The sequence below is a fragment of the Streptomyces sp. NPDC002537 genome (assembly GCF_053594975.1).
Window position 1 is genome coordinate 1 of sequence record NZ_JBSFWT010000078.1, and the last position, 23,952, is coordinate 23,952.

Here is a 23,952-nt window from a genome sequence, read left to right on the forward strand (position 1 = left end):
GGCGAAGCGGCCCTCACGGGTGGAAGCGACGATGACGGCCAGGCGGTAGGTGTCCTCGGACATGGATGGTTCCCCCGGATTCGGTCGGTGCCGGTCTCCTCGCGGGTGCGTCGCTCCATGAGCATGTCCCAATGCGTACGCGCAGGCTTGCCCTTCTTCTCCTCGGGGCCGTCGCCGTCCACCAGGAGTGCCACGGCGCCGCACGCCTTGCACTCCCACTCCGGCGGAATCTCCGCCTCTACCGAAAACGGCATCTCAAATCGATGCCCGTTCGGGCATGCGTACTCCACCGCCTGGCGCGGGGCCAGATCGATGCCGCGGTCGGTCTCGTAGCTGGTAACCACAAGTCGCGTGCCGCGGAGAGCTCGCTCACTCATGAATCGTGCCTCCCGGGCTTGGTCGCCCACAGGACAGGTGTCGCTGTCGTCGTCATCCGGTCAACGTCCGGTCGGCGGTGAAGATTCCCGTTGAGGGACATGCGTCGCCCGTCGTGCCGCCCCTTGTTGTACCCACCAGCGCCCGTTTTGTCACATCTGGCAACGGATGTCACCCTGCGTTTCTGTCGCTTTAGCGCGCAGTAACGGTCCGTCCGGTGGGTCGAAGGCGTACACTACCGGCCCGTCACTCCGAGGGCTAAACCAGGTCCGGAATTTCGCGCGGCGCCGTCCGTTCCGGAGTCGATCCGGCCACCGGGACGGTGGCCGTCCGCGGCGCTGCCGGCTCCGGCAGCGCGAAGAAACGCAGGAAGAACTGCGCCAGCGGTCCGATGGCGAGCGCGTAGAGCACCGTGCCCGCGCCGGCCGACCCGCCGAGCGCGAAGCCCGTCGCCAGCACGACGACCTCGATGCAGGTGCGGACGAGCCGCAGCGAGCGACCGGTCCGCCGGTGCAGACCGGTCATCAGGCCGTCGCGCGGGCCCGGTCCGAACCGGGTGGAGATGTAGAGCCCGGTCGCCGCCGCGCACAGCACCACCGCGAAGGCCAGCAGTGGAATACGCACCCACAGCGAGTGCGGCTGGGGCGTCAGGCTCAGCGTGGCGTCCAGTGCGAGGCCGATCACGAGTACGTTGGAGACCGTGCCGAGTCCGGGCCGCTGCCGCATCGGGATCCACAGCAGCAGCACCAGCGCGCCGATGGCGATCGAGGCGGTACCGATCGACAGGCCCGTGTGCCGGGCGACCCCCTGGTTCAGCACGTCCCACGGCGCGAGCCCGAGCCCCGCCCGCAACTGCAGCCCCGCGCTCACTCCGTACAGCGCGAGCCCGCCGTACAACTGAAGCAGTCGGCGGGTGAGAAGCAGCCCCCCTGATGCGGACAATTGGTTCCTCCCAAGTGATCGACAGTGATCGGCCGAGCGAATCGGCGGCGAATCGGCGGCGAGCGGTGGTGCAAGTGGCCTGCCGCATGACAGTCTGTGGACTGGATACAGCAGTAATCCATGGCCAATCCCGGAAAGGTGGACCGATCAGGATGAGCCAGTGGACCTCTTCGGTGAGTGCGCAGAAGCTCGCGCAGCTCCTCGGATCGCAGCACGCGCGCGACGGGCACGGTGTCGTGACCCTGATCGGCGGCCGCCGCGCACCCGCCTACCGTTCCCTCGCGGACGGCATCCGGCTGCTCGTGCTGGAGGGCCGGGTCCCGGTCGCCGCCCGGCTGCCCGCCGAGCGCGAGCTCGCGACCGCGCTCGGCGTCAGCCGCACCACGGTCGCCGCCGCCTACGAGGCGCTGCGCGGCGAGGGGTTCCTGGAGTCCCGGCGCGGCGCCGGGAGCTGGACCTCCGTGCCCGCGGGGAACCCGCTGCCCACCCGTGGCCTCGACCCGCTGCCCCCGGAGGCGGCCGGGTCCGTCATCGACCTCGGCTGCGCCGCCCTGCCCGCCCCCGAGCCCTGGCTGACCCGCGCCTTCCAGGGCGCGCTGGAGGAACTGCCGCCGTACGCGCACACCCACGGCGACTACCCGGCGGGTCTGCCCGCCCTGCGGCAGGCCATCGCCGACCGCTACAGCGCGCGCGGCATCCCCACCATGCCCGAGCAGATCATGGTCACCACGGGTGCCATGGGCGCCGTCGCCGCGATCTGCCGGCTCATGGCGGGCCACGGCGAGCGGGTGGCCGTCGAGTCGCCGTCGTACGCCAACGTGCTCCAGCTCATGCGCGAGGCCGGGGCCCGGCTGGTGCCGGTCGCCATGGCCGACGGGCTCGCCGGGTGGGACCTGGCGGCCTGGCGCCAGGTGCTGCGCGACGCCGCGCCCCGCATGGCGTACGTCATCGCCGACTTCCACAACCCCACCGGCGCCCTCGCCCCCGACGAGCAGCGCAGGGAGCTCGTCGAGGCGGCCCGCGCCGCGGGCACCGTGCTCATCGCGGACGAGACCATGTCCGACCTCTGCCTCGAACCGGACCTCGAACTTCCGCGGCCCGTCTGTGCCTTCGACCCCGCGGGCAGTGCCGTGATCACCGTCGGTTCCGCGAGCAAGTCCTTCTGGGCGGGCCTGCGGATCGGCTGGGTCCGGGCCGCTCCGGACGTGATCCGCAACCTGGTCGCCGCGCGCGCCTACGCCGACCTGGGCACGCCCGTGGTCGAACAGCTCGCCGTCACCTGGCTGCTGAACACCGACGGCTGGGACGCCGCCGTCGACATACGGCAGGCCACCACGCGCGAGAACCGTGACGCCGTCGTCGCCGCACTCGGCCGCCACCTGCCCGACTGGGAGTTCACCGTCCCGCGCGGCGGCCTCACCCTGTGGGTGCGCACCGGCGGCCTGTCCGGCTCGCGGATCGCCGAGGCGGGGGAACGGCTGGGGGTGCGGGTGCCGTCGGGGCCGAGGTTCGGCGTCGACGGGGCCTTCGAGGGGTTCGTGCGGGTGCCGTTCACGGTCTCGGGCGCGGTCGCCGAGGAGGCCGCGAGCAGGCTCGCCGAGGCCGCCCGGCTGGTCGCGAGCGGCGCGACGGCGGCCGCCGAGGCGCCGCGGACCTACGTGGCCTGAGCCGGCATCGGTTCCCCGCCGCCCAGGTGGTGCCCGAGGGGCGCGGCCCGGCCGCCGGGGGCCGGTTCCGGCGCGGGTGCCGCCTCCACCCCGGTCCCGTACGGCGCCGGACGGTCCGCCGCGGGGAGGAGCCGCAGGACCGCCTGCCGTTCGGCCTCGGGCGCCTCCTCGTCGAGCGGGTCCGGGGTGGCGGGCACCTGCACCCGGTGGACCGGCCCCGAGCCCAGCCGCGCGTAGCCGCGGCCGGGCGGCATGTCCGGGGTGGGGGTGGTGTCCGGCGGGGCGCCCAGCGCCGACCGCACCTGCTCGGGCGTCGCGGGGCCGAGGATCACCCGCGCGCGGGTGTGGCCGAGCACGGTCGCGCCGAGCAGCGCGGCGTTCTCGAAGTGGTCGGCCACGGCGACGGTGACATTGGCGGCCCGGCCGTGGAGCAGCGGAACCTCCAGCAGGTCCTGGGGGTCGGGTCGGCCCTCGCTCGCGGCGAGGTGGCTGAGCGCCGTGGGCCGGTCGAGGACGATCCACAGCGGGCGCCGGACGTCCTCGGGGAGCGGACTGCCCTGCTGCCGGGCGTGGTTGGTGGTGATCAGCCGTCGTCCGGTCTCGTGGGAGGCCCACTCCAGGGCGGCGAGCGCGCCCGCGGGGGAGGACTCGACGGCCAGCACGCCCTCCCTGCCGAGGAGGCAGGCGTATCCGCCGGTGCTGCCGCCGTCGATCAGCACCACGTCGCCGTGGTGGAGGGCCTGGAGGGCGATCGAGCGCAGCAGGCTGCTGGTCCCGCAGGAGGGCTTGCCGAGGGCCAGCAGGTGGGGTTCCGTGGAGCGTCGGCCCGTGCGCCAGACGACGGGCGGCGCGTCGCGGACCGTCTCCCCGTCCAGCACCGGCAGGGTGCGCCGCACGGTGGCCGGGTCGGTGAAGCCGAGCACCGTCTCCCCGGGCGCGGTCACGAACCGCTGGGCATGGATGTCGGTGGGGAGGGCGGCGAGCACGGTCAGCGTGAGGCAGTTGGCCTCCTCGTCCCAGTCGAACCGGTACTCGCGGCCGCGGCCCGCCTTGATCTGGAGCAACTGCTCGATCCTGGCCCGGGGTTCGGCCTCGCCGTCGGCGAAGTGGGCGGGGTAGCGCAGCCGGAGGGAGACCAGCCGCCCGTCCTCGAAGGTGTGCGAGGGGAACGCCTCCCGCCAGTCGCCGCCGTGCGCATAGAGCGGGCCGGGGTCCTCCGGTGTGCGGAAGGAGGGCACCAGGCACTCGTACAGCGCCCGGAGCCGCTCGTCCTCCGCGTCGGTGCCGGCCGTGTCGACGGGGGCGCGGTCGCGGCCCGCCCAGGCCGCCGCGGCTATCAGGGTGAGGACGGTGAGCGCCGGCCCGTACGGCACGAGCGCCACGATGCATGTGCAGGAGCAGAACAGCAGCAGCGTGGGCCCGCGCCGGTCCCTGGGGGTCCGTCCCCATTGGCGCCGCGCGCCGGCCGCCAGGGCGCGCAGCCCGCGGAGCACGGTGATCAGTGGGTGGAACACGTCGGCGGCGTTGTCGGCGGCCGCGCGCGCGAGTTCCCGTCCGCGCGCGGGCGCGGTGCCGTCGGTGAGGCTGCGGGGGAGTCTCCGGCCCACGTCGTCCTCCTGCCGTCGGTGGGGCGGGTGCGGGGCTGGCTCAGAACTTGAGGCCGCCCAGCAGCCCGGCGAGGCTGGCGCTGCCCGCCTTGATGCTGGGGGCGATGGCCGTGCCCGCGAGGTAGAAGCCGAACAGGGCGCAGGTGATGCCGTGGGTGGGCTTGAGGCCGTCCTTGCGGAAGAACAGGAAGACGATGACGCCGAACAGCACTACACCGGAGATGGACAGGATCATGGCGTGCTCCTGGGTGGTCGTGACGGTCACCACGAGTTCCTCAAGACTCACAGAAAGTGCTAATAAGGCAAAAGCGGATGAACCGCCGCTTGGCCGTCGGCGGTCCCGGCGGGAGACGTCCGCCAGGGGATGGCGAACCGCTTGAACACGGCGCGAAACCGGCTCGGTGACGATCAGTGCCGTCGCGCGAGTCTCCGCGCCGGTGTTCCCGCGGAATCACCCGTTCGGACGCGTCCGAACCCCGTCCGGGCCGTCGCGGGGCCCTCGACGGCCCGGACGTGGCGCGCGTCGGCCGTGACCCATGGTTCCAGGGGTGCGGGCGTACGTAGGGTAGGGCAGCACCCACGCACTCATGTCACCCGGCCGCCAGCCGCAGAACCCGGAGGACCGACCCATGACCGAGCAGACCCCCGAGACCGAGCCCGCACACGACCCCGAGGTGCTGCAGCTCGCGGCCAAGGTCTTCGACCTGGCGCGACACGGTGACACGGACACCCTCGCCGCCTATGTGGACGCAGGGGTTCCGGTCAATCTCACCAACGACCGCGGCGATTCGCTCGTCATGCTGGCCGCCTACCACGGTCACCTCGACGCCGTCACGGCCCTCCTCTCGCGCGGTGCCGACCCGAACCGGCCCAACGACCGCGGCCAGACGCCGCTCGCAGGGGCGGTCTTCAAGGGCGAGGACGAGATCGTCCGCACGCTGCTCGCGCACGGCGCGGACGCGTCGGCGGGGTCGCCCTCCGCGATCGAGGCGGCCGCGGTGTTCGGGCGGCAGGACCTGGTGGAGCTCTTCCAGGGCAAGTAGGCCGATCCGCCGGACGGGCCGGTCCGCCCGTCCGGCGGTGGCTCGAACGGCATGGTGCGTTCGCGCGGGGTCTTCCCTTCACGGCGCGGGCCTGAGCGAATGGACGCCGGACGCCCGCACCCACCGCCTCGCCCCGGAGGTCACCAGCCATGCGGAACGCCTGTCTCCACCGTGCGCGCGCCTCCTCCGCGGGGAGGCCGTGATGCGGGCGGTCGTGACCGGCGCGGCCGGGTTCCTGGGCTCGCACCTGTGCGCACACCTCCTGGCCGCCGGGGACACGGTCGTCGGTATCGACGTGCTGACCGACACCTACGACGTGGCGCTCAAGGAGCGCAACGTACGGGAGTTGACGCGCCGTCCGGCCTTCTCCTTCCACCGCGCGGACCTGCTGGAGGCCGGGCTCGGGCCGCTGCTGGACGGCGCCCACGCCGTCTACCACCTCGCGGGCGAACCCGGGGTCGGGCCGTCCTGGGGCGACGGGTTCGCGTCGTACGCCCGCCGTAATGTCCTCGCCACGCAGGTCCTGCTGGAGGCCGTGCGGGACCGTACGTCCGGCGCCTTCGTCTACGCCTCCAGCTCCTCCGTCTACGGCGACGCCCTGACGTACCCCACGGCCGAGACGGCCTGTCCCAGGCCGGTGTCCCCCTACGGGGTCACCAAACTGGCGGGGGAGCATCTCTGCGAGCTGTACCGCACGGTCCACGGGGTGCCCGCTCTGTCGCTGCGGCTGTTCTCCGTCTACGGCCCCCGGCAGCGGCCCGACATGGCCTTCGCCCGGCTGCTCGCCGCCGTCGCGGGCGGCGAGCCGTTCCCGCTGTACGGCGACGGCGAGCAGACCCGTGACTTCACCTACGTCCGCGACGTCGTCACCGCCATGCGCGACGCGGCCTGCTCCGGCTTCACCGGCGTGGCCAACCTCGGCAGCGGCTCACCGGTCTCCATGAAGCAGGCGCTGGCCGCCGTGGAGAGCCTGGTGGGCCCGGTCGACGTCGTCCCGCGTCCCGCGCGGCCGGGCGACGTCCGGCACGCGGCCGCCGACATCACCGTCGCCGCCCGCGCCTTCGCCTTCCGCCCCCGCACCGGCCTGCACGAGGGACTCCGGGCCATGGTGGAGGAGAGCCACCGGGCGCCGCGGAATCCCCCGGACCGGCAAGGGCCGGGCTAGGGCCGGGCTAGGGGACGATCCCGCCCGCCAGCCGCACGCCCCGGTCGAGCAGCCGGATGCCGCGCTCCGTCAGCGCCGCCCGGTGGGCACCGACCGTGTCCACGGCCTCGCCGAGGTCCGCGAGCAGCCGGTCGTGCCGCTGTTCCACCGCGGGCTCCGCGGCCGGGCCGCTCCCCAGGAGCCGCCGGTACAGCAGGACACAGCGGGACAGCGCCACCATCCGTCCCACCCGCTCGTCCAGTTGCCGTGCCGCGACGGGGTCCGTGCCGGTCGCGAACGGCTCCCGTGCCGCCGCCGCGGCGCAGCGCGTGAGCGTGCCCTCGTGGACCAGCGCCTCGGCCAGCCTGACCGACCCCAGGAGACCGGCCGGAGTCGGGGAGAAGCAGCGGCGGTCGACCAGAACGGCCCCGTGCACGGCGATGCCGGTGCGGCCGTCGGCCGGCGCGCCGTCGAGCAGGGCCACCTGCGCGACCGACGCCCGCAGTTCGCCGAGCATGCCCGGCCAGACCGCGCCCAGCAGCCGTACCGCCGACGCCAGGGCGGCCCGGTCGGCGGGGCGCCAGGCACCGGGCGAGGCGGACGTCCGGTCCAGGGCCCGCGACAGGTGCGGCTGGCCCGGTCCGGCGAGTTCCACCGGCCACTCGGCCGGGCCGGTGGCGGTGGACCGCGCGGCGGCGGCATCGTCCAGCCACCGGGCCAGCTCCTTCGCGCGCGGCGGGGCCGGCGGCCCGGAGCGCAGCTCGCACCACGCCAGGTGCGCGACCTCGACGGCGGCCGGGTGCAGCGGCAGGGCCAGCTCGGGCGGCGGGCCGGGCAGCCCGGCCTTCTCCACCGTGCTCAGCAGCCGTTGTCGCATGGCTTCCTGATCGCTGTGCGCCGAGGAGTGGTCGGGATCCAGGTCCAATGCCGTTCCTTCGCTCAAGCCCCGGGCGGCTCGTCGGCTGCCGGAGCGTGATCGTTCGTTTCTCCACGGTGAACGATATGGGACCGCCATGGCAGCGGAATTCCGGCCCCGGTCCGACGCGGCGCGGCCCGCCGTACGTCCGGCGCCGCTATCACCCCGACCGGACGAAAACCCGCACACCAGCACACCGATGCACCCTTCGTGACATGTCTCACTCGACGGCGGTCCGGGGCTTGATCTGCGATCTTCCCGGTGGCAGCATCTTCGCCGGGGGTAGCGCATTCAATGGAAATGGCCGTCAAGTCACCCGTTGGGGTGGCCATTTGGCGAATCGTCGTGCCGGGGCAATCGTCGCCGTATGACGGAATGTCTTCTTCCGCCCACGGGAACCGCATCGCGACACGGTGCGCCGTGTCGCGCCGGAAGGCCGAAGCGCACCACCCGGCGGCCGGGGCGGAAATGCGGCGCCCGCATTCCGAGTTGTCCGCTGCGGCCGCCCCGAATTTCCGCAGTGTCCATGTCCGCGTCCAGTGAAGTGCGAAAGTGGAATCATGATTCCTGGTGTAGTTGACGGAAGTGTGACCGCCTTGTCCAATGAGGACGGCGTTGTCTCCCTGCGTATTTCCGTCGGCAAGTCCGGAGGGAATCCCGGGGTCGAGGACCGGGTGGAACTCGTCATCACCCGCGAGCACGCGGAGCGGATCGGCCGGGCGATGCTGGCGGGCGGGGAGCAGACCGTCCCCTGCTCGGTGGGCGTGTCCTTCGACTCCCGCCCCGGCGAGCGCACACCGGCCTGACGGACCGTCCGGTACCGGAGAGTGCTCGGCCCGCCTGCCCGGCAAGGCCACCGGCGCCCGCGCTCCCCGGTCTCTTAAGAACTCCTTAGACCCGCCCGCTGTCAACTCCCCATGCACACCCTCACTTCCTGCCGCACCGTCCGCGCCGCCGCCGTGGCGCTGGCGGTCACCCTCCCGTGCGTCACCCTCGCCACCGACGCGGGTGCCGCGCAGCCCGCGCGGACCGCCCGCGTCGTCCAGGCGCACGGCCACCTCGTCGACTTCGCCGTCCGCGGCGGCACCGCCACCCTCGACACCACCACGCTGCGCGTGACGGCCCGTACGGACCGGGGGGCGGCCGTGGAACTGTCCGCCGCCGCGGCCCGGACCCCCGGCGCCCCCGGGTCCGTGACGGTCAGCGGCGACAGCGCCCGCTGGACGTACCCCGGCACCGGGCTGACCGTGACCGCCCGTTCCGACCAGGGCCGCCTCGTCGTCTCCGGCACGTACTCCGGCAGCGGCGACCGCACCCTGGCCTGGCCCGTCACCGGTACGGACAGCGCCGCCTCCGCCCTCCAGCTCCCGCGTGGCGAAGGGCTGTCCCTGCCGGTCGCCGACCGCTTCTGGAACTCTCCCGAGGCCCAGCTCACCGACAGCGACATCGCCATGGACTCGGGGCTCTCCATGCCGCTCTGGGGCTACACCGTCGGACGGCAGGGCGTCAGCTATCTCGTCCCCACCGACATCGGCACCTCGCTGCGCGTGACCTCCGACCAGGGACGGCTGCGCGCCACCGCCACCCACCGCTTCTCCCGCACCGCGGGCACCACGGACTACACCGTCGCCTTCGCCCTCACCGACGGCTCACCCGTCGCCCCCGCCGTCGACTACCGCGCCTGGCTCCGGCAACACGGACAACTCGGCAGCCTGCGCCGCAAGATCGACGCCAACCTGGCCACCGGGAAGCTCCTCGGCGCCTTCCACGCCTACCTGTGGGGCGACGCGCGCACGGCCGACGGCGTCGGGCGACTGCGCGCGCTCGGCGCCGACCGGATGTGGCTCGGCTACGACGCCGACGACAAGCCGATGGATGCCGCCGCCGTGACCGCGGCCAAGAAGGCGGGATACCTCGTCGGCCCGTACGACTCCTTCGCCAACGGCCAGGACCCCAAGACCTCCGACGCGCCCACCTCCGTCTGGCCCGACAAGGTCTACCCGGACTTCTGCGTCCAGGACAGCGACGGCAAGCCCGTACCCGGCTTCCACGACCGCGGCTGCTACCTCAGCTCCGAGGCCTTCGAGAAGGCCGAACCCACCCACCACTACCTCGCCGACCGCACCCGCGAGATGACCGCCAACGGCGCCGACAGCTACTTCCTCGACGTCGACGCCGCCGGCGAACTCTTCGACGACAGCTCCACCGCCCACCCCATGGACAAGTCCCGCGACCGCGCCAACCGCCTCGCCCGGATGAAGCGCATCGCCGACGACAAGCTCGTCCTCGGCTCCGAGTCCGCGGGCGCCTGGTCCAACCAGGCCCTCGCCTTCGACCACGGCTCGGGCACCCCGGTCGCCGACGGGCTCTGGAAGGCACAGAAGGACAAGGAGAAATGGGGCGGCTACGCCCCCGCCGGAGCCCCCGGCATCTTCTTCAAGCCCGCCGAACTGCCCGCCGCGGTCGCCAAGGCGATGTACGACCCCGCCTATCGCGTCCCGCTGTACGAGACCGCCCTGCACGACTCCCTCGTCAACACCGAACGCTGGGAGCTCTCCTACGACAAACTGCCCCGGCAGAAGACGACACGGGCGCTGCTGGCGATGCTCTACAACACGCCGCTCAACTTCGTCCTCGACGGCAAGTCCCTCAAGGAGCGCGGGAGCGAACTCGCGGCGCTGCAGAAGTACTTCGCGCCGCTGCACCAGGCCGCCGGCACGGAGGCGATGACGGACTTCCGCACGCTGAACCCCGACCGGACCGTCCAGCGGACGGTCTTCGGCGACGGCACGCTCACCGTCACGGCCAACTTCGGCTCCACCGCGTACGACGGACTGCCGGGGGGATGCGTCGACGCCACGCTCCGCGGTGACTCCGCACCGCGGCGCCTCTGCCCCGACCAGGTGAACGTCAACCGCTGATCCCCCGGGAAACGGGGGCTGCGCCCCCGGACCCACGAACCGCGCTCCGCACGGTGTCCTCAAGCGCCGGACGGGCTGAAATACAGCCCGTCCGGCGCTTGGGGAAATACCCGAAGGGCGCTGGAGATCCGGAGCGTCGTGACGGGGAACTGTCTCCCGCGCCTCGTCGGGCCCGGCAACGCGGAGAAGACCGGTCTGCCGACCGGTCTTCTCCGTCCGTGAACCCGTCGCGGCGACGGCTGCGGCCGTGAGCGCGTCCTCATCGTGCAACCGCGCCGCGCGGACTCAGCGGTGCGTGTCCCAGAACGCGCAGTGGTGCTCGGTGCCCACGTCCACCGGCCGGATGCCCCCCGTACCCGGGGCGAAGGACTGCACCAGCGGAGCCCCGCCCCGGAAGGCCGGCCACGCCGGTGCCCCCGGCAGGTCCGGATGGGCGGTCCGCGCGAACCGGGTCCAGTAGCCGACCATCCGCCCGGACAGCGCCCGCTGCGCCGCCGTGAAGGCGGGCTCGACCGGGATGTCGAAGAGGTACGGCAGCTCGAAGGCGTGCGTGGCCGCGTACGGGAAGCCCTTCACCAGCGGAATCCCCGGAATCACCGGCGGGTTGGGGTCGCTGAACTCATAGCCGTACGTGGGCACGCGCGCGGCCAGCGCCCGGTCGGCCCGCAGGGTCGTGCACGTCCACGCCCGGTCGGTGACCACACTCGACCAGGCGAGCGCGGGCGTCGGGTACTTCGTCACCGGGTAGAGCGCCTCGACGGCACCGGCGGCCTGGCCGAAGGAGCCCGTGAGCCGGGCCCGGTAGGCGTTCGCGTCCGGAATGGGGTGGTCGGCCAGCGTCTGGCCGACGAAGAGCCGCATCTCGTCGTGGTTGCTGCCCTGCATCACCGGCACCCGGTGGAAGCGGCCCGCCTCCAGCGCCCGCTCCGGCCGCTCGGGCAGCAGCGCGTTGCCGTAGGCGACGTAACTGAACGCCTCCGTCAGCTCGGGCGTCGCCAGCTTCGCCACGGGCAGCCCGCGCAGACAGCTCAGCGCCGCCCCGCCGTCGCCACCGCAGCCCAGCTTGCGGGCGGCCTCGGCGCCTTCCTCCCGCACCCGGTTCTCCGTCGCCCAGGGGCTGTACGCGGCCCCGCCGGGGTCGGTGGAGCCGGGCGGCATCTGCGTCATGCACGAGCCGCTCTGCACGATCGCCTTGTGGAAGAGCCCCGCCGATCCGGGCGAGATCAGCTGGGCGCAGGTGCTCAGCCCGCCCGCCGACTCGCCGAACAGGGTCACGTTGCGCGGATCGCCGCCGAAGCGGGCCGCGTTGGCCCGCACCCAGCGCAGGGCCGCCTGCTGGTCGGCGAGGCCGAAGTCGGGCGCACCGCCCAGCGCCGGGTGGCCGAAGAAACCGAGCGCGCCCAGCCGGTAGTTGAGGGTGACCACGACCGCGCCGCCCTGGGCCGCGAGCCGCTCGGAGGGATAGTCGCTGCCGCCGCCCGAGGTGAAGCCGCCGCCGTGCACCCAGACCATCACGGGCCTGCCCCGGCCCGCCGCGCGGCCCGTCGGCGCGGTGACGTTCAGATAGAGGCAGTCCTCCGAACCCACCGTCTTGTCCGGTGCGCCCGGGGACAGTTGCACACAGCGCTCGCGGGGCGCGCCCGCGTCCCTGACGCCCCGCCAGTGGGCCGCCGGAGCGGGGAGCTGCCAGCGCAGCCTGCCCGTGGGCGGCGCGGCGAACGGGATGCCCTCGAAGGTGTTGTACGCGCCGTGCCCCACCCCCCGGACCTGGCCGTGGTCGGTGGTCACGACGGGTCTCTCGGGGGCGGGCGCCGCCGCTGCCGCCGCGGGCGGGGCCGCGGTCAGGGCGGAGAACAGGGCCAGGAGCGCGAGCGCCCCGCCGCGGAGTCGGCTGCTGTGGGCTTCCGGCATAGGGGGGTGACCTTTCACGGATCCGGGTGCGTGGGGTGACCCGGGCGCCCGGAATGTACCCACAAAAGGTCATGTACACCTGTTCTGTTGGGGTCTCAATCGGGTCGTGGTCCGAGCGTCGTGTTGCCGTCCGTGACCGTGATCGCGAGCGCCGGACAGGAGTCCGCCGCGTCCAGGGCCGTCTCGTCGGGCCGGATCTCGTCGGTCAGCGCCCGCGACCGCTCCCCGGACAGCTCGAAGAACTCGGGGGCCAGGGCCGCGCAGATGCCGGAGCCCATGCAGCGACCGCGGTCGACCGTCACCCGCCACGTCATCGCTCACCACCTCACCGGCATCGTGCGCGGTCCGCGCATCAGCATCTCGGTCTTCCACTCGACATCGCCCGCCGCCTGGATGCCGGGCAGTCGCAGCACGATCGTCCGCAGCGCCTCCTGGAGCTCCAGCCGGGCCAGCGGGGCGCCCAGGCAGTGGTGCACCCCGTGCCCGAAGCCCAGGTGCTGGTTGCCCTCGCGGCCGAGGTCGAGGGAGTCCGGGGAGGCGAAGCGCAGCGCGTCCCGGTTGGCGGCGCCGACCGCCACCAGCAGCGGCTCGCCCGCCCGTACGAGCGTGCCGCCCACCTCGACGTCCTCCGTGGCGTACCGGGCGAACGACGCGCCCACGCCGAGCGGTACGAAGCGCAGCAGCTCCTCCACCGCGGCGGGCACGAGGCCGGGCTCGGTGCGCAGCCGGTCGAACTGGCCGGGGTGGTCCAGCAGCGTCCAGAGGAAGTTGGGGATCTGGCTCGCCGTCGTCTCGTGCCCGGCGACGAGCAGTCCGTCGCACAGGTCGATCAGTTCGAGTTCGGACAGCCGGTCGTCCACGTCGCGCGCCTCGATCAGCGCGGTCATCAGGTCGTCGGCGGGCCGCGCCCGGTGCGCCTCGACGAGCTCCGCCATGTACGCGCGGAGCTCGTCCCTGTTGGCGGCGATCTCCTCCGAGGTCAGCGGGCTGGTCGAGAGCGAGGTGTCGCTCCAGACGCGGAAGCGTCCCTGGTCCTCGGGGGGCACTCCGAGCATCCGGCAGATCACGGCGACGGGCAGCGGCAGCGCGAACCGCTCCACGAGGTCGGCGGGCGGCCCCGCCGCGACCATGTCGTCCAACAGGCCTTCCGCCAGCTCGCGGACGCCCGGTCGCATCTTCTCGACCCGGTGCACGGTGAACGCCTTCGACACCAGGGTCCGCAGCCGGGTGTGGTCCGGCGGGTCCATGCCGAGCAGCCCGGAGTCGCGCCGTCCAGGGGTGCGGCGGGGCTCGTCGTGGTGCGCGGCCGCGGCGCGGCTGAACTGCCGGTCGCCGAGGACGAGCCGGGCGTCGGCGTAGCGGGTCACCAGCCAGGCGGGCTCGCCGTGCTCCTGCCGTACGCGCAGCAGTCCTTCGCCGCGGCGCGCGTGCTCGTACAGCTCGGACAGGCCCAGACCGGAGGCTTCGTTGAACGGATAGGCGGTGGGCTCGACATGTGCGGTGGTGGTCATGCGTTCCCCTTCCCCGACGGGAGGTTGCGCTTCCGTTCACCTCACGGTAGGTGGTGCGTGCAGCGATTGCCACGGTGCCGCGCGTGATAGGTAGCCCCGGGCAACGAAAATCAGACGTGGGTCCTCGGCGCCGCAGCCGCCCGGCCGCCGCTGTCGCTGATCCTCAGCAGCACGGCGACCAGCAGCCAGTTCGCCACCAGCGACGAACCGCCCTTGGCGAGGAACGGCAGGGCCTTGCCGGTGAGCGGAATGAGCCCCATGACACCGCCGGCCACCACGAAGATCTGCAGGGCGAGGGCCGCGGCCAGACCCACCGCCAGCAGCTTGCCGAACGGGTCGGGCGCGGACAGCGCCGTGCTCAGCCCCCGCTGGACCAGCAACGCGTACAGCACCAGCACCGCCATCGTCCCGGCGAGCCCCAACTCCTCCCCGATGGTGGTCAGGATGAAGTCGCTGCGGCCCGCGAAGCCGATCAGTTCGGGGTGGCCCTGCCCCAGGCCCGTGCCCGTGACCCCGCCGCTGCCGAAGCCGAACAACGCGTCCGCGAGCTGGCTGGAGATCAGCCCCTTGGGCCGCTTGTCCTCCGGCAGGAAGATGTCGAAGGGATGCAGCCAGGCGACGATGCGCCCCTTGACGTGCGGCTCGATCGAACCGACCGCGGTGGCCCCGACCACGGCCATCGCCAGGCCGAACAGCACCCAGCTGGTGCGCTCCGTGGCCGTGTACAGCATCACCACGAACAGCCCGAAGAAGATCAGCGAGGTGCCGAGGTCCCGCTCGAAGACCAGCACCAGCAGGCTCAGCACCCATACGGCGAGGATCGGCCCGAGCTGCCGGCCCGGCGGCAGCCGCACGCCCAGTACCTTGCGCCCGGTGAGCGCGAGCGTGTCCCTGTGGATGACCAGATAGCCCGCGAAGAACACGGCGATCATGGTCTTGACGAACTCGCCGGGCTGGAAGGACAGCGGACCGATGTAGATCCACCGCTTGGCGCCGTACGTGTCGCCCGGGAAGAACGCGGGCGCCATCAGCAGCACCAGCGCGGCCGCCATCATCACGTAGATGTAGCGCTGGAGCCGCCGGTGGTCCTTGAGCAACAGGATGACGCCGACGCACACGGCCACCCCGATCACCGTCCACAGCAACTGGCCGGATGCGGTGGGTGCGGAGTTCTTGAACCGGGCGCTGTACGCGAAGTCCAGCCGGAAGAGCAGCACCAGCCCGATGCCCGAGAGCAGTACGGACAGCGGCAGGATCAGCGGGTCGGCGCAGGGCGCCCAGCGGCGCACGGCCAGATGCGGCACGAGCGCCAGGCACGCCATGCTCGCGGCGAAACCGGGAAGGCCGCGCGGCAGGCTGCCGTTGACCGACAGGCCGGTGTACGCGTAGCCGAAGCAGCTGATCAGCACGGCCAGCCCGAGCAGCAGCGCCTCACGGTTGCGCCGCCGTCGCGCGGCCGGCGGGCGCTCCGGCGTCGCCGGGCTCTCGTCACGGCCCTCGAGTTGCACGGATTCCATGGTCACGCTGATCAATTTTGGACCACGCGAGCTAAACAAAACATTAATAATCCGGACCTAACGGGCTGCTGCATGCACTCTGTGAGTGTGCGCCGCTCGCGCTGCGTGATGTCTCGCACACACGGTGGAACGGCCGTAACCGGCCACCGCCGCACCGAGTTGACGCACGGAGACGAACGCACGCGTCAGCAGGACGGAGCAGTGGTACATCCATGAGCAAGCGCCAGAAAGGCCGTCGGCACCGCAAGGTCAACCGCACCCCGCGCCCACGGGCCGCTTCCGTGGCCGTCGTCACGGAAGCGGTGGTCCCCGACCTCGGCCGGCACGCCGCGCGGACGTGGGAGGGACTGCGGGCGTGCGGGCCGGGCGGTGCTTCGCTGGACGAGCTGGCCGGGGCGGTGGGCTACCAGGCGCGGACCATCCAGAAACACGTCGCGGGCTTCGCCGACCAAGGATTGGCGGAGCCTCGCGGGGACCGCTGGTACGCCTTGTTGTGACCCGGGCTCGGCTGACGCCGGACGGGCTGGATGTGCGGGCGTAGTCCGCAGTCTGCGGGCCGCAGGCCAAAGGGCCACGGTCCGCAAATTCAGCCCGTCCGGCGTTTGAGGACAACGCGGCGAAGCCGTGTTGTGGGGTCCGGGGCGCAGCCCCGGTTCAGCCGGAGCGGGGCGCCGCGCCGTTGTCCTGTTGAGCCAGTGCGGCGAGCACGGCTTCGTGGGAGGTCAGCGCGTCCGCCGCCCGTTCCAGGGAGCGCGCGGCGGATTCGGCCCGCTCCGCGTGACGGAGGATCTGCCGGCGGAGGGCCGCCCCGTCCGGGTCCGGCAGGGTCACCGACATCGCGCCCGCCCGCAGCCGACGGGCCTGTTCCAGCAGTTCCGCGGCCTGCTCGCGGACGGGCCGCGACCATGTCTCGATCCGCTCCATCAGTTGATCCCTCCAGGTCGCAGCATCCGCCAGGGCGAGAAAGCGTTGCGCACCCCGTGCAGGGGGCGGGCGAGCTCCGGGTGGTGGCGCAGCAGGACGTCGGCCATCCCGGTGCGTTCGATCCACTCCAGGCCCTCGGGCGTGTAGATCTCCGGCCGGTAGTCATCGGTGAAGAAGCGGTCGCTCTGCAGCCGGCGGGACGCCATCAGCATGAAGATCCGGAACGCGGTGTCGCTGAACGCGAAGCCGCGCGGCCGGGGCTCGGCGTACATGCCGACCATGGTGTCGACGCGGTCCAGCCGTCCGTCGTACACCTCGCGCAGCTCTGCCGCCAGGCCCACGTTGCCGCCGGTCAGCTCCTCGAAGTCGGTCACCGGCGGCCGGTGCAGGGCGGCGCGGAAGGCGGTGTAGCGGGGGACGCCGCGCTCGCGGTCGCGCAGGACGTCCAGCGTGCCGATGTCGACCCGCTCCCCGGAGACCCGGGTGAGATCGCGCAGACAGTCGGGGTGGTTGTGCAGGGTGATGTCACCGGGGTTCATGACGCCGAAGGAGTACAGCAGGTCCGGCCAGCCCCAGCGGTCCACCGCCTGACGGGTCGCCCGCGCGTGGAGCGCCTCGAAGCCCGTCCGCTCGACGAGGGCGCCGGTGCGGTGCGAGCGGATGGCGTACTCGTCCCGGACCAGTGGGTGCAGCCGGTACGAGGAGACGAACTCCTCGGTCATGGCGTACGGGGCCGCGTGGTGGCGGGTGGGGGAGCCGAGGATGCCGAACAGCTCCTCGCCTCTGCCGTAGCGCCCGACCCTGTTCCTGACCCGGGCGGGCAGCACGCCGTACCAGTTGACGTGCATGGCGGCCCGGGTCACCGGCCGGTCGATCATCGCCCGGGTCCACTCCAGGGTGTGAATCCTGGCCAGCACCGCCGTGTTGACCAGCCGGGCCGTCTGGAAGAGCCGTTCGTCGCCCCAGGTGGGCCGGGCGGCCGCGAGCCGGTCGCAGATCGCGTTGTGCTCCTTGGCGAACAGCGTGTGCAGCAGGGACAGCCCGACCCAGTAGTTGTCGTTGAAGCCGGTGAGGTCGATGCCGGAGCGGCCGGGGGCCGTCTCGTCGGGCAGTCTGCCGTCCGGCACGGCGAGCTTGCCGCGCTCTCCCGTGCGCAGGGCCCGGCACCGCTCCTCGCTCGAACCGTAGAGCTGCGAGCCGTCCCACCAGTGGGTGACGGTGTTCTCGTACACCGGCGGGTGCGCGGCGGTGCGCGGCGCCGAGGCGGGGCGGGAGCGCGGTACGCGCATCGGACACCCCGGCCAGTCGTCGCCCTCCGGCGACGGGACGTCCAGCGGCTCCCCGGCCGGGTCGTCGCCGTGGCTGAACCAGCCGTGGTTCTGGAACTGGATCCAGGCCGCGGCCAGCAGGTTGAGGGTCGGCGCGGGGCGGAATCCGGAACGGCGGGTCAGCAGCTGTCTGCTGACCTCCCGCGGGCTGGGGGAGCACAGCCCCTTCCCCCCGGCTTCAGACCCCTCAGCTTCAGGCCCCTCAGCTTCAGGAAATGTCTCCGGCAGGGCGAAGTTGCGGCCGAAGGGGGTGCCCGCCCGGCCCATGTCGACGTCGTCCGGGTCGTAGCCCGAGCCGTCGTAGCTGCGGTGCGGCAGCAGCTCGGGGCTCGGCGTGCGGGGGCGTTCGTCGACCGCGCCGCGGGTGTCGTGCAGGTTCCGCGCGCGCAGCAGCTCCCGCTGTCTCTTGATCTCCAGGAGCGCGAGCGGGAACGGCAGGGAGTGCCACTCGCGGCGGGGCCGCGGTACGGGCGTCATCGATGGTTCTCCATGAGGGGGTTCGGGGCGGTGCGGTCAGCGGTCGTACAGCCGGTGGACGACGGTCTCCTCGACCCGGCCCCGGTACGGCGCGAGCAGTTCGTCCACGCGGTCCCGTGCCTCCGGGACCACCTTGTCGAGGCCCTGCGCGTACGCGTCGGCGCCATGGCACCGGGGGACGTCGTGCGCGGGATCCGCCCAGGTGATCTCCAGCCAGTCGGCGGGCAGCGGGAGGACCGGCACCGGGCCGCGGCCCTCCAGTCCGGGCAGCACGTCCTGCTCGTCGACGATGCTCACGACCCTCGTCCGGGGGTCGCGCGGGCGCTTGAAGCCGACCGGCGCGCCGACGGCGACCACATGCGTCAGCCGCCACCGCTCGGTGACCTGGGGGAGTTCGGCCAGGCTCATGGCCGCGACACCGCCCTGGCCGTGCCCGATCAGCGCGATCTCCGCGCCGTCCGGCACGCCCAGGGCGAGGGACTTCCGTACGGCGCGGGCGTACGGCGAGTCGGCGCGGCCCACCGCGGTGACCGCCCCGACCAGGTCCTGCGGGGTGGGGTTGCGGGTGAGGCCGAAGCCCATGCCGGGCAGCAGCACCAGATAGCGGGTGAGGCCGTCCGGGCCGACGATCCGCTGGACGAGGGTCCGGCCGCCGTCGCCGAGGGCGGCCAGGTTCCGCAGATGGCCGCTGATGCCGCCGTCGTGCTCCAGGCCCGCGAGGAACTCGGCGTCCGGCGGTTCGGCCACGGCCCGCCCCGCGCCCCGCTGCCCGCGGGGCCGCGCGGCGGCGCGGATGCCGAGCAGCGGGTCGCCGTCCGTGGGCGTGCCCGTGACGATGCACCAGGCGGCCTCGTCGTTGAACGGGTTCTCGTCCACGAGCGCGTTCCACGCCAGTACTTCGACGAGGGCGGGCGCGAGCGCGGCCAGCACCCGCTGGGCGCCCTGCGGCCGGACGTGCTGCCGGAGGATGCGCAGCGCCAGGGCCTGCCGGTCGGCGGCGACCGCGATCAGCAGTCGCCGCACCGGGCCCTCGTCGACGAACTCCGGGTGCCGTACGGCGCACAGCCGGATGCGCAGCTTGAGCGCGGCCACCGCCACGTCCAGGGCCAGGCTGCGGCGGCGGGCCAGGACGCCGCCCAGCCGGGCGGCGCCGCCCACGCGCCCGCCGTCGGGCGCGTAGCCGAGACCGGCGGAGTCGACGAGGGCACGGGCCAGGGAGTGCACGGCGTGCGTGCCGCGGCGCGGCGACCGGGCCACGGAGCCGAGCAGCGCGGGATCGGTGGCGACGGCGGTCACGACCCGCCCGGCCTCCCGCATGGCCCTGGCGGCCTCGCTGAGCGTCCTGGCGACGGCGGCGAGGGAAGCGGTGTCGTTCTCGTGTGTCATGCGTCCTCCGTCAGCGGGTGGCCGGTGGCGCGGACGCCGATGCGCAGCCGCGTCGCGTCGAAGGTGTACGGCAGTGGGCGGTCGGGGCTCAACCGGACGCCCGACACTGCCAGTTCGCCCCCACGCAGGAGCTCCGCGACGAATCCCGTGGCCAGCTGGAGTCCCAGCTCCATGCCGCTGCACTGGGCCGCGCCCCGGCCGAACGGGCTGACCGCCCAGTCGCCCTCCGCCGTGCCGTCGAGCCATTTCTCCGGCGCGAACCGGTGGGCGTAGTCGAGCCGTTCGCCGTCGCGCGCGTGGAAGTCCGCGGGCACCAGGACGTTGACACCGCCCGGCGCCACCGCGCCCCGCCAGGACGTCTCCCCGGTCGTCCGCCGCGTCAGCCCGGCCACCGGCGGCCACAGCCGCACCGCGTCCTGGACGCAGGCGCGCACGTACGGCATGTCGCAGAAGCCGGCGACCGTGCGGGCGCCGTGCTTGCGGTCGGCGGCCCTGAGCTCGGCCACCGCCCGCTCGTGGTGGTGCGGGTGCGTGGCGAGCAGGGCCAGCGCCTGCACGGCCGCCGCCTGCACCGCCGCCAGCGCCATGAACCAGTGGGTGAGCTGGGCCTCGGGCGCCGTCTCGGGCCCTCTGGGCGCGGCGGTGAACAGCCCGGTCAGGCTCCGCGGGTCGGCCTCGGCCAGATAGCGGGCCTGGCGCTGCATCATGCGCCGTCTGGCCCGGCGGACGGCGCCCGCGCGCCAGCGCCGGGCTCCCATCCAGTTGGCCTCGGCGAGCAGTTCGTCCGTCAGCCGCGAGAACTCCACGTCGTCCGCCGCGGCCTCGCCCAGGAAGCAGCGCCGCCCCGCCCGTTCGAAGCGCTCCCGGATCGCGTCCGCGTCCAGCCCGGCCACCGCCCGCGGGCCGAGCAGGGCCGCGCCCTCCTCCCCGACGACGCGCAGGAACCGGTCGGCGAGCCGGTGCACGGGACAACCCGCGTCCAGCACCGAGTCGTTGAAGGCCCGGCGGACCGTCCGCTGCCCGCCGTGCGAGGCGATCAGCGCGTCGGGCTGCACCTCCGCGAAGCCCGCCACCTTCTCCCGGGTGTCGACCGCGTACACGTCCACCGGCCCGGCCAGCACCTGGCGCGCGTCGGCGGCGTCCAGGACGAGCAGGGTCGGCCCGGAGGCGCCGCGCACCAGGACCGGGCCGCGGCCGTGGCGGCGGCGCATCCGGCGCATCGTCTCCGGGCCGTGCCGCGCCGCGTCCAGCCGGGCGACGAGCGCCGCGACCCGGGGCCGGGTCCGGAAGACGCCCTTGAGGTGGTCAGGGAGGAAGTGGACGAGGGCGAGCCGCAGGTTCTCGCCCGCGGAGGCCGCGGGCAGTGCCGTGCCGCGCTCGGTGCCGACGTCGGTGGTGCCGTACAGGTGGATCATGCGAGGACCTTCCCCGGGGGTGAGCAGCCGCTCGTCCTGCCGCCCCGCGGGGCGCGGGGCGGCAGTCGGGTGCGGCGGGAATTTCGTCAGAGAGTCGGCGGCCCGGCGGTGACCGGCACCTCGATCAGGACGGGTCCGTCCTGGGCGGCCGTGGCCGCGGCGAGCAGTTCGGCGAGGTGGCCGGCGTCCGTGGCGCGGTGGGCGGTCACGCCGTAGCCGCGGGCGATCGCGCAGAGGTCGATCCCGGGGAGGTCCAGGCCGGGTACGCCGGGCGTGTGCTCCAGTTCCCCGAACCATTTGAGGATCGCGTACTCCTGGTTGGCGAGGACCACGAAGGTGACGGGCGCCCGGTGGCGGGCCGCGGTCCACAGCGCGGTGATCGCGTACTGCGCGGAGCCGTCCCCGAGCACCGACACCACCGGCCGCTCCGGCTGCCCGAGCTGCGCGCCCACGGCCGCGGCCAGGCCGAAGCCCAGCCCGCCGCCGGTGGTGCTCAGGAAGGAACCGGGCCGGTCGATCCGGACGGCCTCGCGGAACGCCGGGATGGCGGACGGCGGTTCGTTGACCCACAGGGTCCGCGACGGCGCGGCGCTCGCGACGGCGGCCAGCGCGGAGGCCGCGGTAAGGGGGGCCAGGGGGCCGGAGCCCGGCTCCGGCCGGTGCGGTGTCACCGGGGTCTCCTCCGGGGCCTCCTCCTCGCTCCCCCGGGCTCTCGGCCGCGCCGGAGCAGGGGGGACCCCCATGGCCACGAGCTCGGTGAGCCGCTCCAGCGTGGGCCGCAGGCCCGCGACGAGGGCGTCGCCCACGGGGGCGCGCGCCGCCTCGCCGGGGTCGCTGGTGAGCAGCACCAGTTCGGCCCCGTCGGGCAGCACCGGGCCGGGCACGTACGGGTAGTAGCGGAACACGGGCGCCCCCACCACCAGCACCAGGTCGTGCCCCTCCAGGGTCTTCGCCAGGGGTGCCATGGCCGGGGGCAGCACGCCCCGGTAGAGCGGGTGGTCCTCCGGGAAGCCCACGCGCCCCTCGACGGGCGAGGCCCACACCGGCAGGCCCAGGCGCTCGGCGAGCCGCACGGCCGCCTCCCAGGCGCCCTCGGCGTCGATCGAACCGCCGGTCACCAGCACGGGGTTGACGGCGGCGTCGAGCCGCCGGGCGAGCGCCCCGACCGCCGGGCCGTCCGCCGAGGTCGCGTCGGTGACCCGGCGTCGCGCGAGCCGCCGGGCGGCCGCCGCCTCCGCCTCGTCGAGCTCGATGTCGAGATCGTCCATGGGCAGGGAGACGAACACCGGCCCCCGGGGTGCGGTTTCGGCCATGTGGAACGCGCGGGCCAGTGCCGCCGGCACATCCTGGGCGCGCGGCGGCTCGTAGGCCCATTTCACGGCGGGCCGGGGGAGGACGGTGGCGTCCACGTCGGTGAGCAGCGCTTCCAGGGTCATCATGGGGCGCACCTGCTGCCCGGCGGTCACCACCATGGGGGTGTGGTTGGCGGCGGCGTTGACGACGGCCCCCATGGCGTTGCCGACGCCCGGTGCCGTGTGGAGGCTGACGAGCGCCGTGGTCCCCGTCGCCTGCGCGAAGCCGTCGGCCATGCCGACGACCGCGGCCTCCTGCAGCCCGAGCACGTACCGGAAGTCGGCCGGGAACTCCTGGAGGAAGGGGAGTTCCGTGGAGCCCGGGTTGCCGAACACGGTGGTCACGCCACGGGCCCGCAACAGCTCGAACACAGCCGCTCGCACGGTCGTCATGGCTCGCACCTCTTGAGGTAGGAGTGAGGTCAGGGAGAGGGGAGCATTGCCCGTTCCCGTCCGGCAGAGTCATCAATTCCGAAAATCGGCCGGGTTTTCATTCCCAGGGGTGAACGAGGGCCCCGCCCCCGCGACACGCGGGTGACGGGGCCTGTGAACGACGGGAGCCGACGAAAAACCGGCCCGGTCCTCTTCGGACACCGAGAGCGGAGGGGGCGGGCAGCACACGGCGTGCTCACCCGGCGCTTCCGCCCCACTGCTCAGCGTCGCACCCGCAGGCGCGGCCGTGCGGTGTCCGCTCGCGACACACCCAGGCCCGCCAGGGCCAGCGCGGTCAGCAGGGCCACCGCTCCGACGATGACGTTGCTGACGAGGGCGTGCGTGCCGAACGGGTGGCCGGACACGACCCAGGGCGAGACGATCGTCCAGGCGGCGATGCAGAGCCCGGCCCAACTCATGGAGTGCGTACGCTCGTAGGCGTGCCCGAAGCCCCCGACGAGGCAGGCGAAGGCGATGCCGGTGATGAGGTTGTTGACGGCGAGGGTCGTCGAACCGCTGAAGCCGACGATCCACGGGGAGGCGGCCAGATAAACGCCGCACATGAGGGCGAGGGCCTCGACGCCCTGGGCCGTGGGGGTGCTGGTCGTCTCTTCGGAGTGGGCGCGGAGCGCCACGATGTCCGGGTGCGTCTCGATCCGGGGCGACGTAGGGGCGGTCACGTCAGCCACCTTCTTTCAGTGTCAAGTCGGACCTGCCTGCATTTTATCCTCGATGCGCCCTTTTGCCACCCGGCTGGAGGTAGTTGATATCTGGCTATATCCGATGTGGTGGCTTCTGTTTCGAGAGGTCACGCTGGGGAAACCCGGGCATCGCTTTCCGGACGCGCGATCCGGCGGCGCCCTCGGGGGACCAGGGGAACAGCATGCGAAAGGAAGCCGTCGTGGAACAGCTGAAGACGCAGGGCGACCGCGTGCCCGGTCGGGGCGAGGGTCCGGAGGAGGGCGCGGCGGTCCGCGGGGCCGCGCCGCGCGAGAGCGCCGACACCACCGCCGAGGAGGCCGACGCGGAGTCGCACATCATCCGCGGCATCGACTGACGGCGTCCGCGGCGGCGACCGACAGCG

General features: G+C 73.4%; 22 protein-coding genes. 7 read left to right on the forward strand and 15 right to left on the reverse strand.

The window, feature by feature from the left end; genetic code table 11:
- Both ACWD4A_RS27800 and yczE read right to left on the reverse strand, forming a co-directional pair.
- Positions 1-377 (reverse strand): RNA polymerase-binding protein RbpA (locus ACWD4A_RS27800; RefSeq protein ID WP_451198097.1); only part of this gene is annotated, 377 nt, incomplete at its 3' end.
- Between the two features lie 256 nt (positions 378-633).
- The gene (yczE, locus tag ACWD4A_RS27805; RefSeq protein ID WP_451198099.1) at positions 634-1,317 is read right to left on the reverse strand and encodes a membrane protein YczE; all 684 of its coding nucleotides are present in this window, start codon (positions 1,315-1,317) and stop codon (positions 634-636) included.
- 152 nt (positions 1,318-1,469) lie between these two features.
- Between yczE and ACWD4A_RS27810 the strand changes: the two genes are divergently transcribed.
- On the forward strand, positions 1,470-2,984 hold the full coding sequence (locus ACWD4A_RS27810; protein ID WP_451198100.1) for an SCO1417 family MocR-like transcription factor: 1,515 nt from the start codon (positions 1,470-1,472) through the stop codon (positions 2,982-2,984).
- On the opposite strand, the gene ACWD4A_RS27815 is transcribed toward ACWD4A_RS27810, so the two are convergent.
- Together ACWD4A_RS27815 and ACWD4A_RS27820 are read right to left on the reverse strand one after the other, a co-directional pair.
- Entirely contained in the window at positions 2,972-4,591 is a 1,620-nt protein-coding gene (locus ACWD4A_RS27815) for a hypothetical protein (protein WP_451198101.1), read from the reverse strand. The genes ACWD4A_RS27810 and ACWD4A_RS27815 overlap by 13 nt on opposite strands.
- A 40-nt stretch (positions 4,592-4,631) precedes the next feature.
- Positions 4,632-4,826 carry a hypothetical protein gene (locus ACWD4A_RS27820; RefSeq protein WP_451198139.1) on the reverse strand — a complete coding sequence of 65 codons (195 nt, stop codon included), beginning with the start codon at positions 4,824-4,826 and terminating at the stop codon, positions 4,632-4,634.
- 394 nt (positions 4,827-5,220) lie between these two features.
- Here ACWD4A_RS27820 and ACWD4A_RS27825 point away from each other — a divergent pair, with 394 nt between their 5' ends.
- Both ACWD4A_RS27825 and ACWD4A_RS27830 read left to right on the forward strand, forming a co-directional pair.
- The gene (locus ACWD4A_RS27825) at positions 5,221-5,634 is read left to right on the forward strand and encodes an ankyrin repeat domain-containing protein (protein WP_451198103.1); all 414 of its coding nucleotides are present in this window, start codon (positions 5,221-5,223) and stop codon (positions 5,632-5,634) included.
- Positions 5,635-5,836: 202 nt separating this feature from the next.
- Entirely contained in the window at positions 5,837-6,799 is a 963-nt protein-coding gene (locus ACWD4A_RS27830) for an NAD-dependent epimerase/dehydratase family protein (protein WP_451198105.1), read from the forward strand.
- Positions 6,800-6,806: 7 nt separating this feature from the next.
- Here ACWD4A_RS27830 and ACWD4A_RS27835 read toward each other — a convergent pair whose 3' ends face one another.
- Entirely contained in the window at positions 6,807-7,703 is an 897-nt protein-coding gene (locus ACWD4A_RS27835) for a hypothetical protein (RefSeq protein WP_451198107.1), read from the reverse strand.
- 587 nt (positions 7,704-8,290) lie between these two features.
- Here ACWD4A_RS27835 and ACWD4A_RS27840 point away from each other — a divergent pair.
- Entirely contained in the window at positions 8,291-8,500 is a 210-nt protein-coding gene (locus ACWD4A_RS27840) for a hypothetical protein (protein WP_451198108.1), read from the forward strand.
- A 111-nt stretch (positions 8,501-8,611) separates the two neighbouring features.
- Entirely contained in the window at positions 8,612-10,615 is a 2,004-nt protein-coding gene (locus ACWD4A_RS27845) for a glycoside hydrolase (RefSeq protein WP_451198109.1), read from the forward strand.
- A gap of 285 nt (positions 10,616-10,900) precedes the next feature.
- On the opposite strand, the gene ACWD4A_RS27850 is transcribed toward ACWD4A_RS27845, so the two are convergent.
- From ACWD4A_RS27850 to ACWD4A_RS27865, 4 genes are all read right to left on the reverse strand, one after another.
- On the reverse strand, positions 10,901-12,526 hold the full coding sequence (locus ACWD4A_RS27850) for a carboxylesterase/lipase family protein (protein WP_451198110.1): 1,626 nt from the start codon (positions 12,524-12,526) through the stop codon (positions 10,901-10,903).
- A gap of 95 nt (positions 12,527-12,621) precedes the next feature.
- Positions 12,622-12,840, reverse strand: a complete 219-nt coding sequence (locus ACWD4A_RS27855; RefSeq protein ID WP_451198112.1) for a ferredoxin — start codon at positions 12,838-12,840, stop codon at positions 12,622-12,624.
- A 3-nt stretch (positions 12,841-12,843) separates the two neighbouring features.
- Positions 12,844-14,037, reverse strand: a complete 1,194-nt coding sequence (locus ACWD4A_RS27860) for a cytochrome P450 (RefSeq protein WP_451198114.1) — start codon at positions 14,035-14,037, stop codon at positions 12,844-12,846.
- A gap of 110 nt (positions 14,038-14,147) precedes the next feature.
- Positions 14,148-15,554, reverse strand: a complete 1,407-nt coding sequence (locus ACWD4A_RS27865) for an FtsW/RodA/SpoVE family cell cycle protein (RefSeq protein WP_451198141.1) — start codon at positions 15,552-15,554, stop codon at positions 14,148-14,150.
- Between the two features lie 212 nt (positions 15,555-15,766).
- Between ACWD4A_RS27865 and ACWD4A_RS27870 the strand changes: the two genes are divergently transcribed.
- Positions 15,767-16,051 (forward strand): hypothetical protein, encoded by a 285-nt coding sequence (locus ACWD4A_RS27870; protein ID WP_451198115.1) that lies wholly within the window; start codon positions 15,767-15,769, stop codon positions 16,049-16,051.
- A 157-nt stretch (positions 16,052-16,208) separates the two neighbouring features.
- Here the strand turns inward: ACWD4A_RS27870 and ACWD4A_RS27875 are convergent, their stop codons facing one another.
- The 6 genes from ACWD4A_RS27875 to ACWD4A_RS27900 all read right to left on the reverse strand — a co-directional run bounded on the left by ACWD4A_RS27875 (position 16,209) and on the right by ACWD4A_RS27900 (position 23,548).
- On the reverse strand, positions 16,209-16,478 hold the full coding sequence (locus ACWD4A_RS27875; protein WP_451198116.1) for a hypothetical protein: 270 nt from the start codon (positions 16,476-16,478) through the stop codon (positions 16,209-16,211).
- On the reverse strand, positions 16,478-18,283 hold the full coding sequence (locus tag ACWD4A_RS27880; RefSeq protein WP_451198118.1) for a peroxidase family protein: 1,806 nt from the start codon (positions 18,281-18,283) through the stop codon (positions 16,478-16,480). Before ACWD4A_RS27880 ends, ACWD4A_RS27875 begins: the two co-directional genes overlap by 1 nt.
- A 36-nt stretch (positions 18,284-18,319) precedes the next feature.
- Positions 18,320-19,669, reverse strand: coding sequence for a hypothetical protein (locus ACWD4A_RS27885; RefSeq protein ID WP_451198119.1), 1,350 nt, complete (start codon positions 19,667-19,669; stop codon positions 18,320-18,322).
- A complete protein-coding gene (locus ACWD4A_RS27890; protein ID WP_451198121.1) occupies positions 19,666-21,084 on the reverse strand; it encodes a cytochrome P450 in 1,419 nt (472 codons plus the stop codon). Before ACWD4A_RS27890 ends, ACWD4A_RS27885 begins: the two co-directional genes overlap by 4 nt.
- A gap of 86 nt (positions 21,085-21,170) precedes the next feature.
- Positions 21,171-22,829, reverse strand: coding sequence for a benzoylformate decarboxylase (gene mdlC / locus ACWD4A_RS27895; protein ID WP_451198122.1), 1,659 nt, complete (start codon positions 22,827-22,829; stop codon positions 21,171-21,173).
- A 260-nt stretch (positions 22,830-23,089) separates the two neighbouring features.
- Entirely contained in the window at positions 23,090-23,548 is a 459-nt protein-coding gene (locus ACWD4A_RS27900; protein ID WP_451198123.1) for an SPW repeat protein, read from the reverse strand.
- Positions 23,549-23,769: 221 nt separating this feature from the next.
- Here ACWD4A_RS27900 and ACWD4A_RS27905 point away from each other — a divergent pair, with 221 nt between their 5' ends.
- A complete protein-coding gene (locus tag ACWD4A_RS27905) occupies positions 23,770-23,925 on the forward strand; it encodes a hypothetical protein (protein ID WP_451198125.1) in 156 nt (51 codons plus the stop codon).
- Positions 23,926-23,952 lie beyond the last annotated feature (27 nt).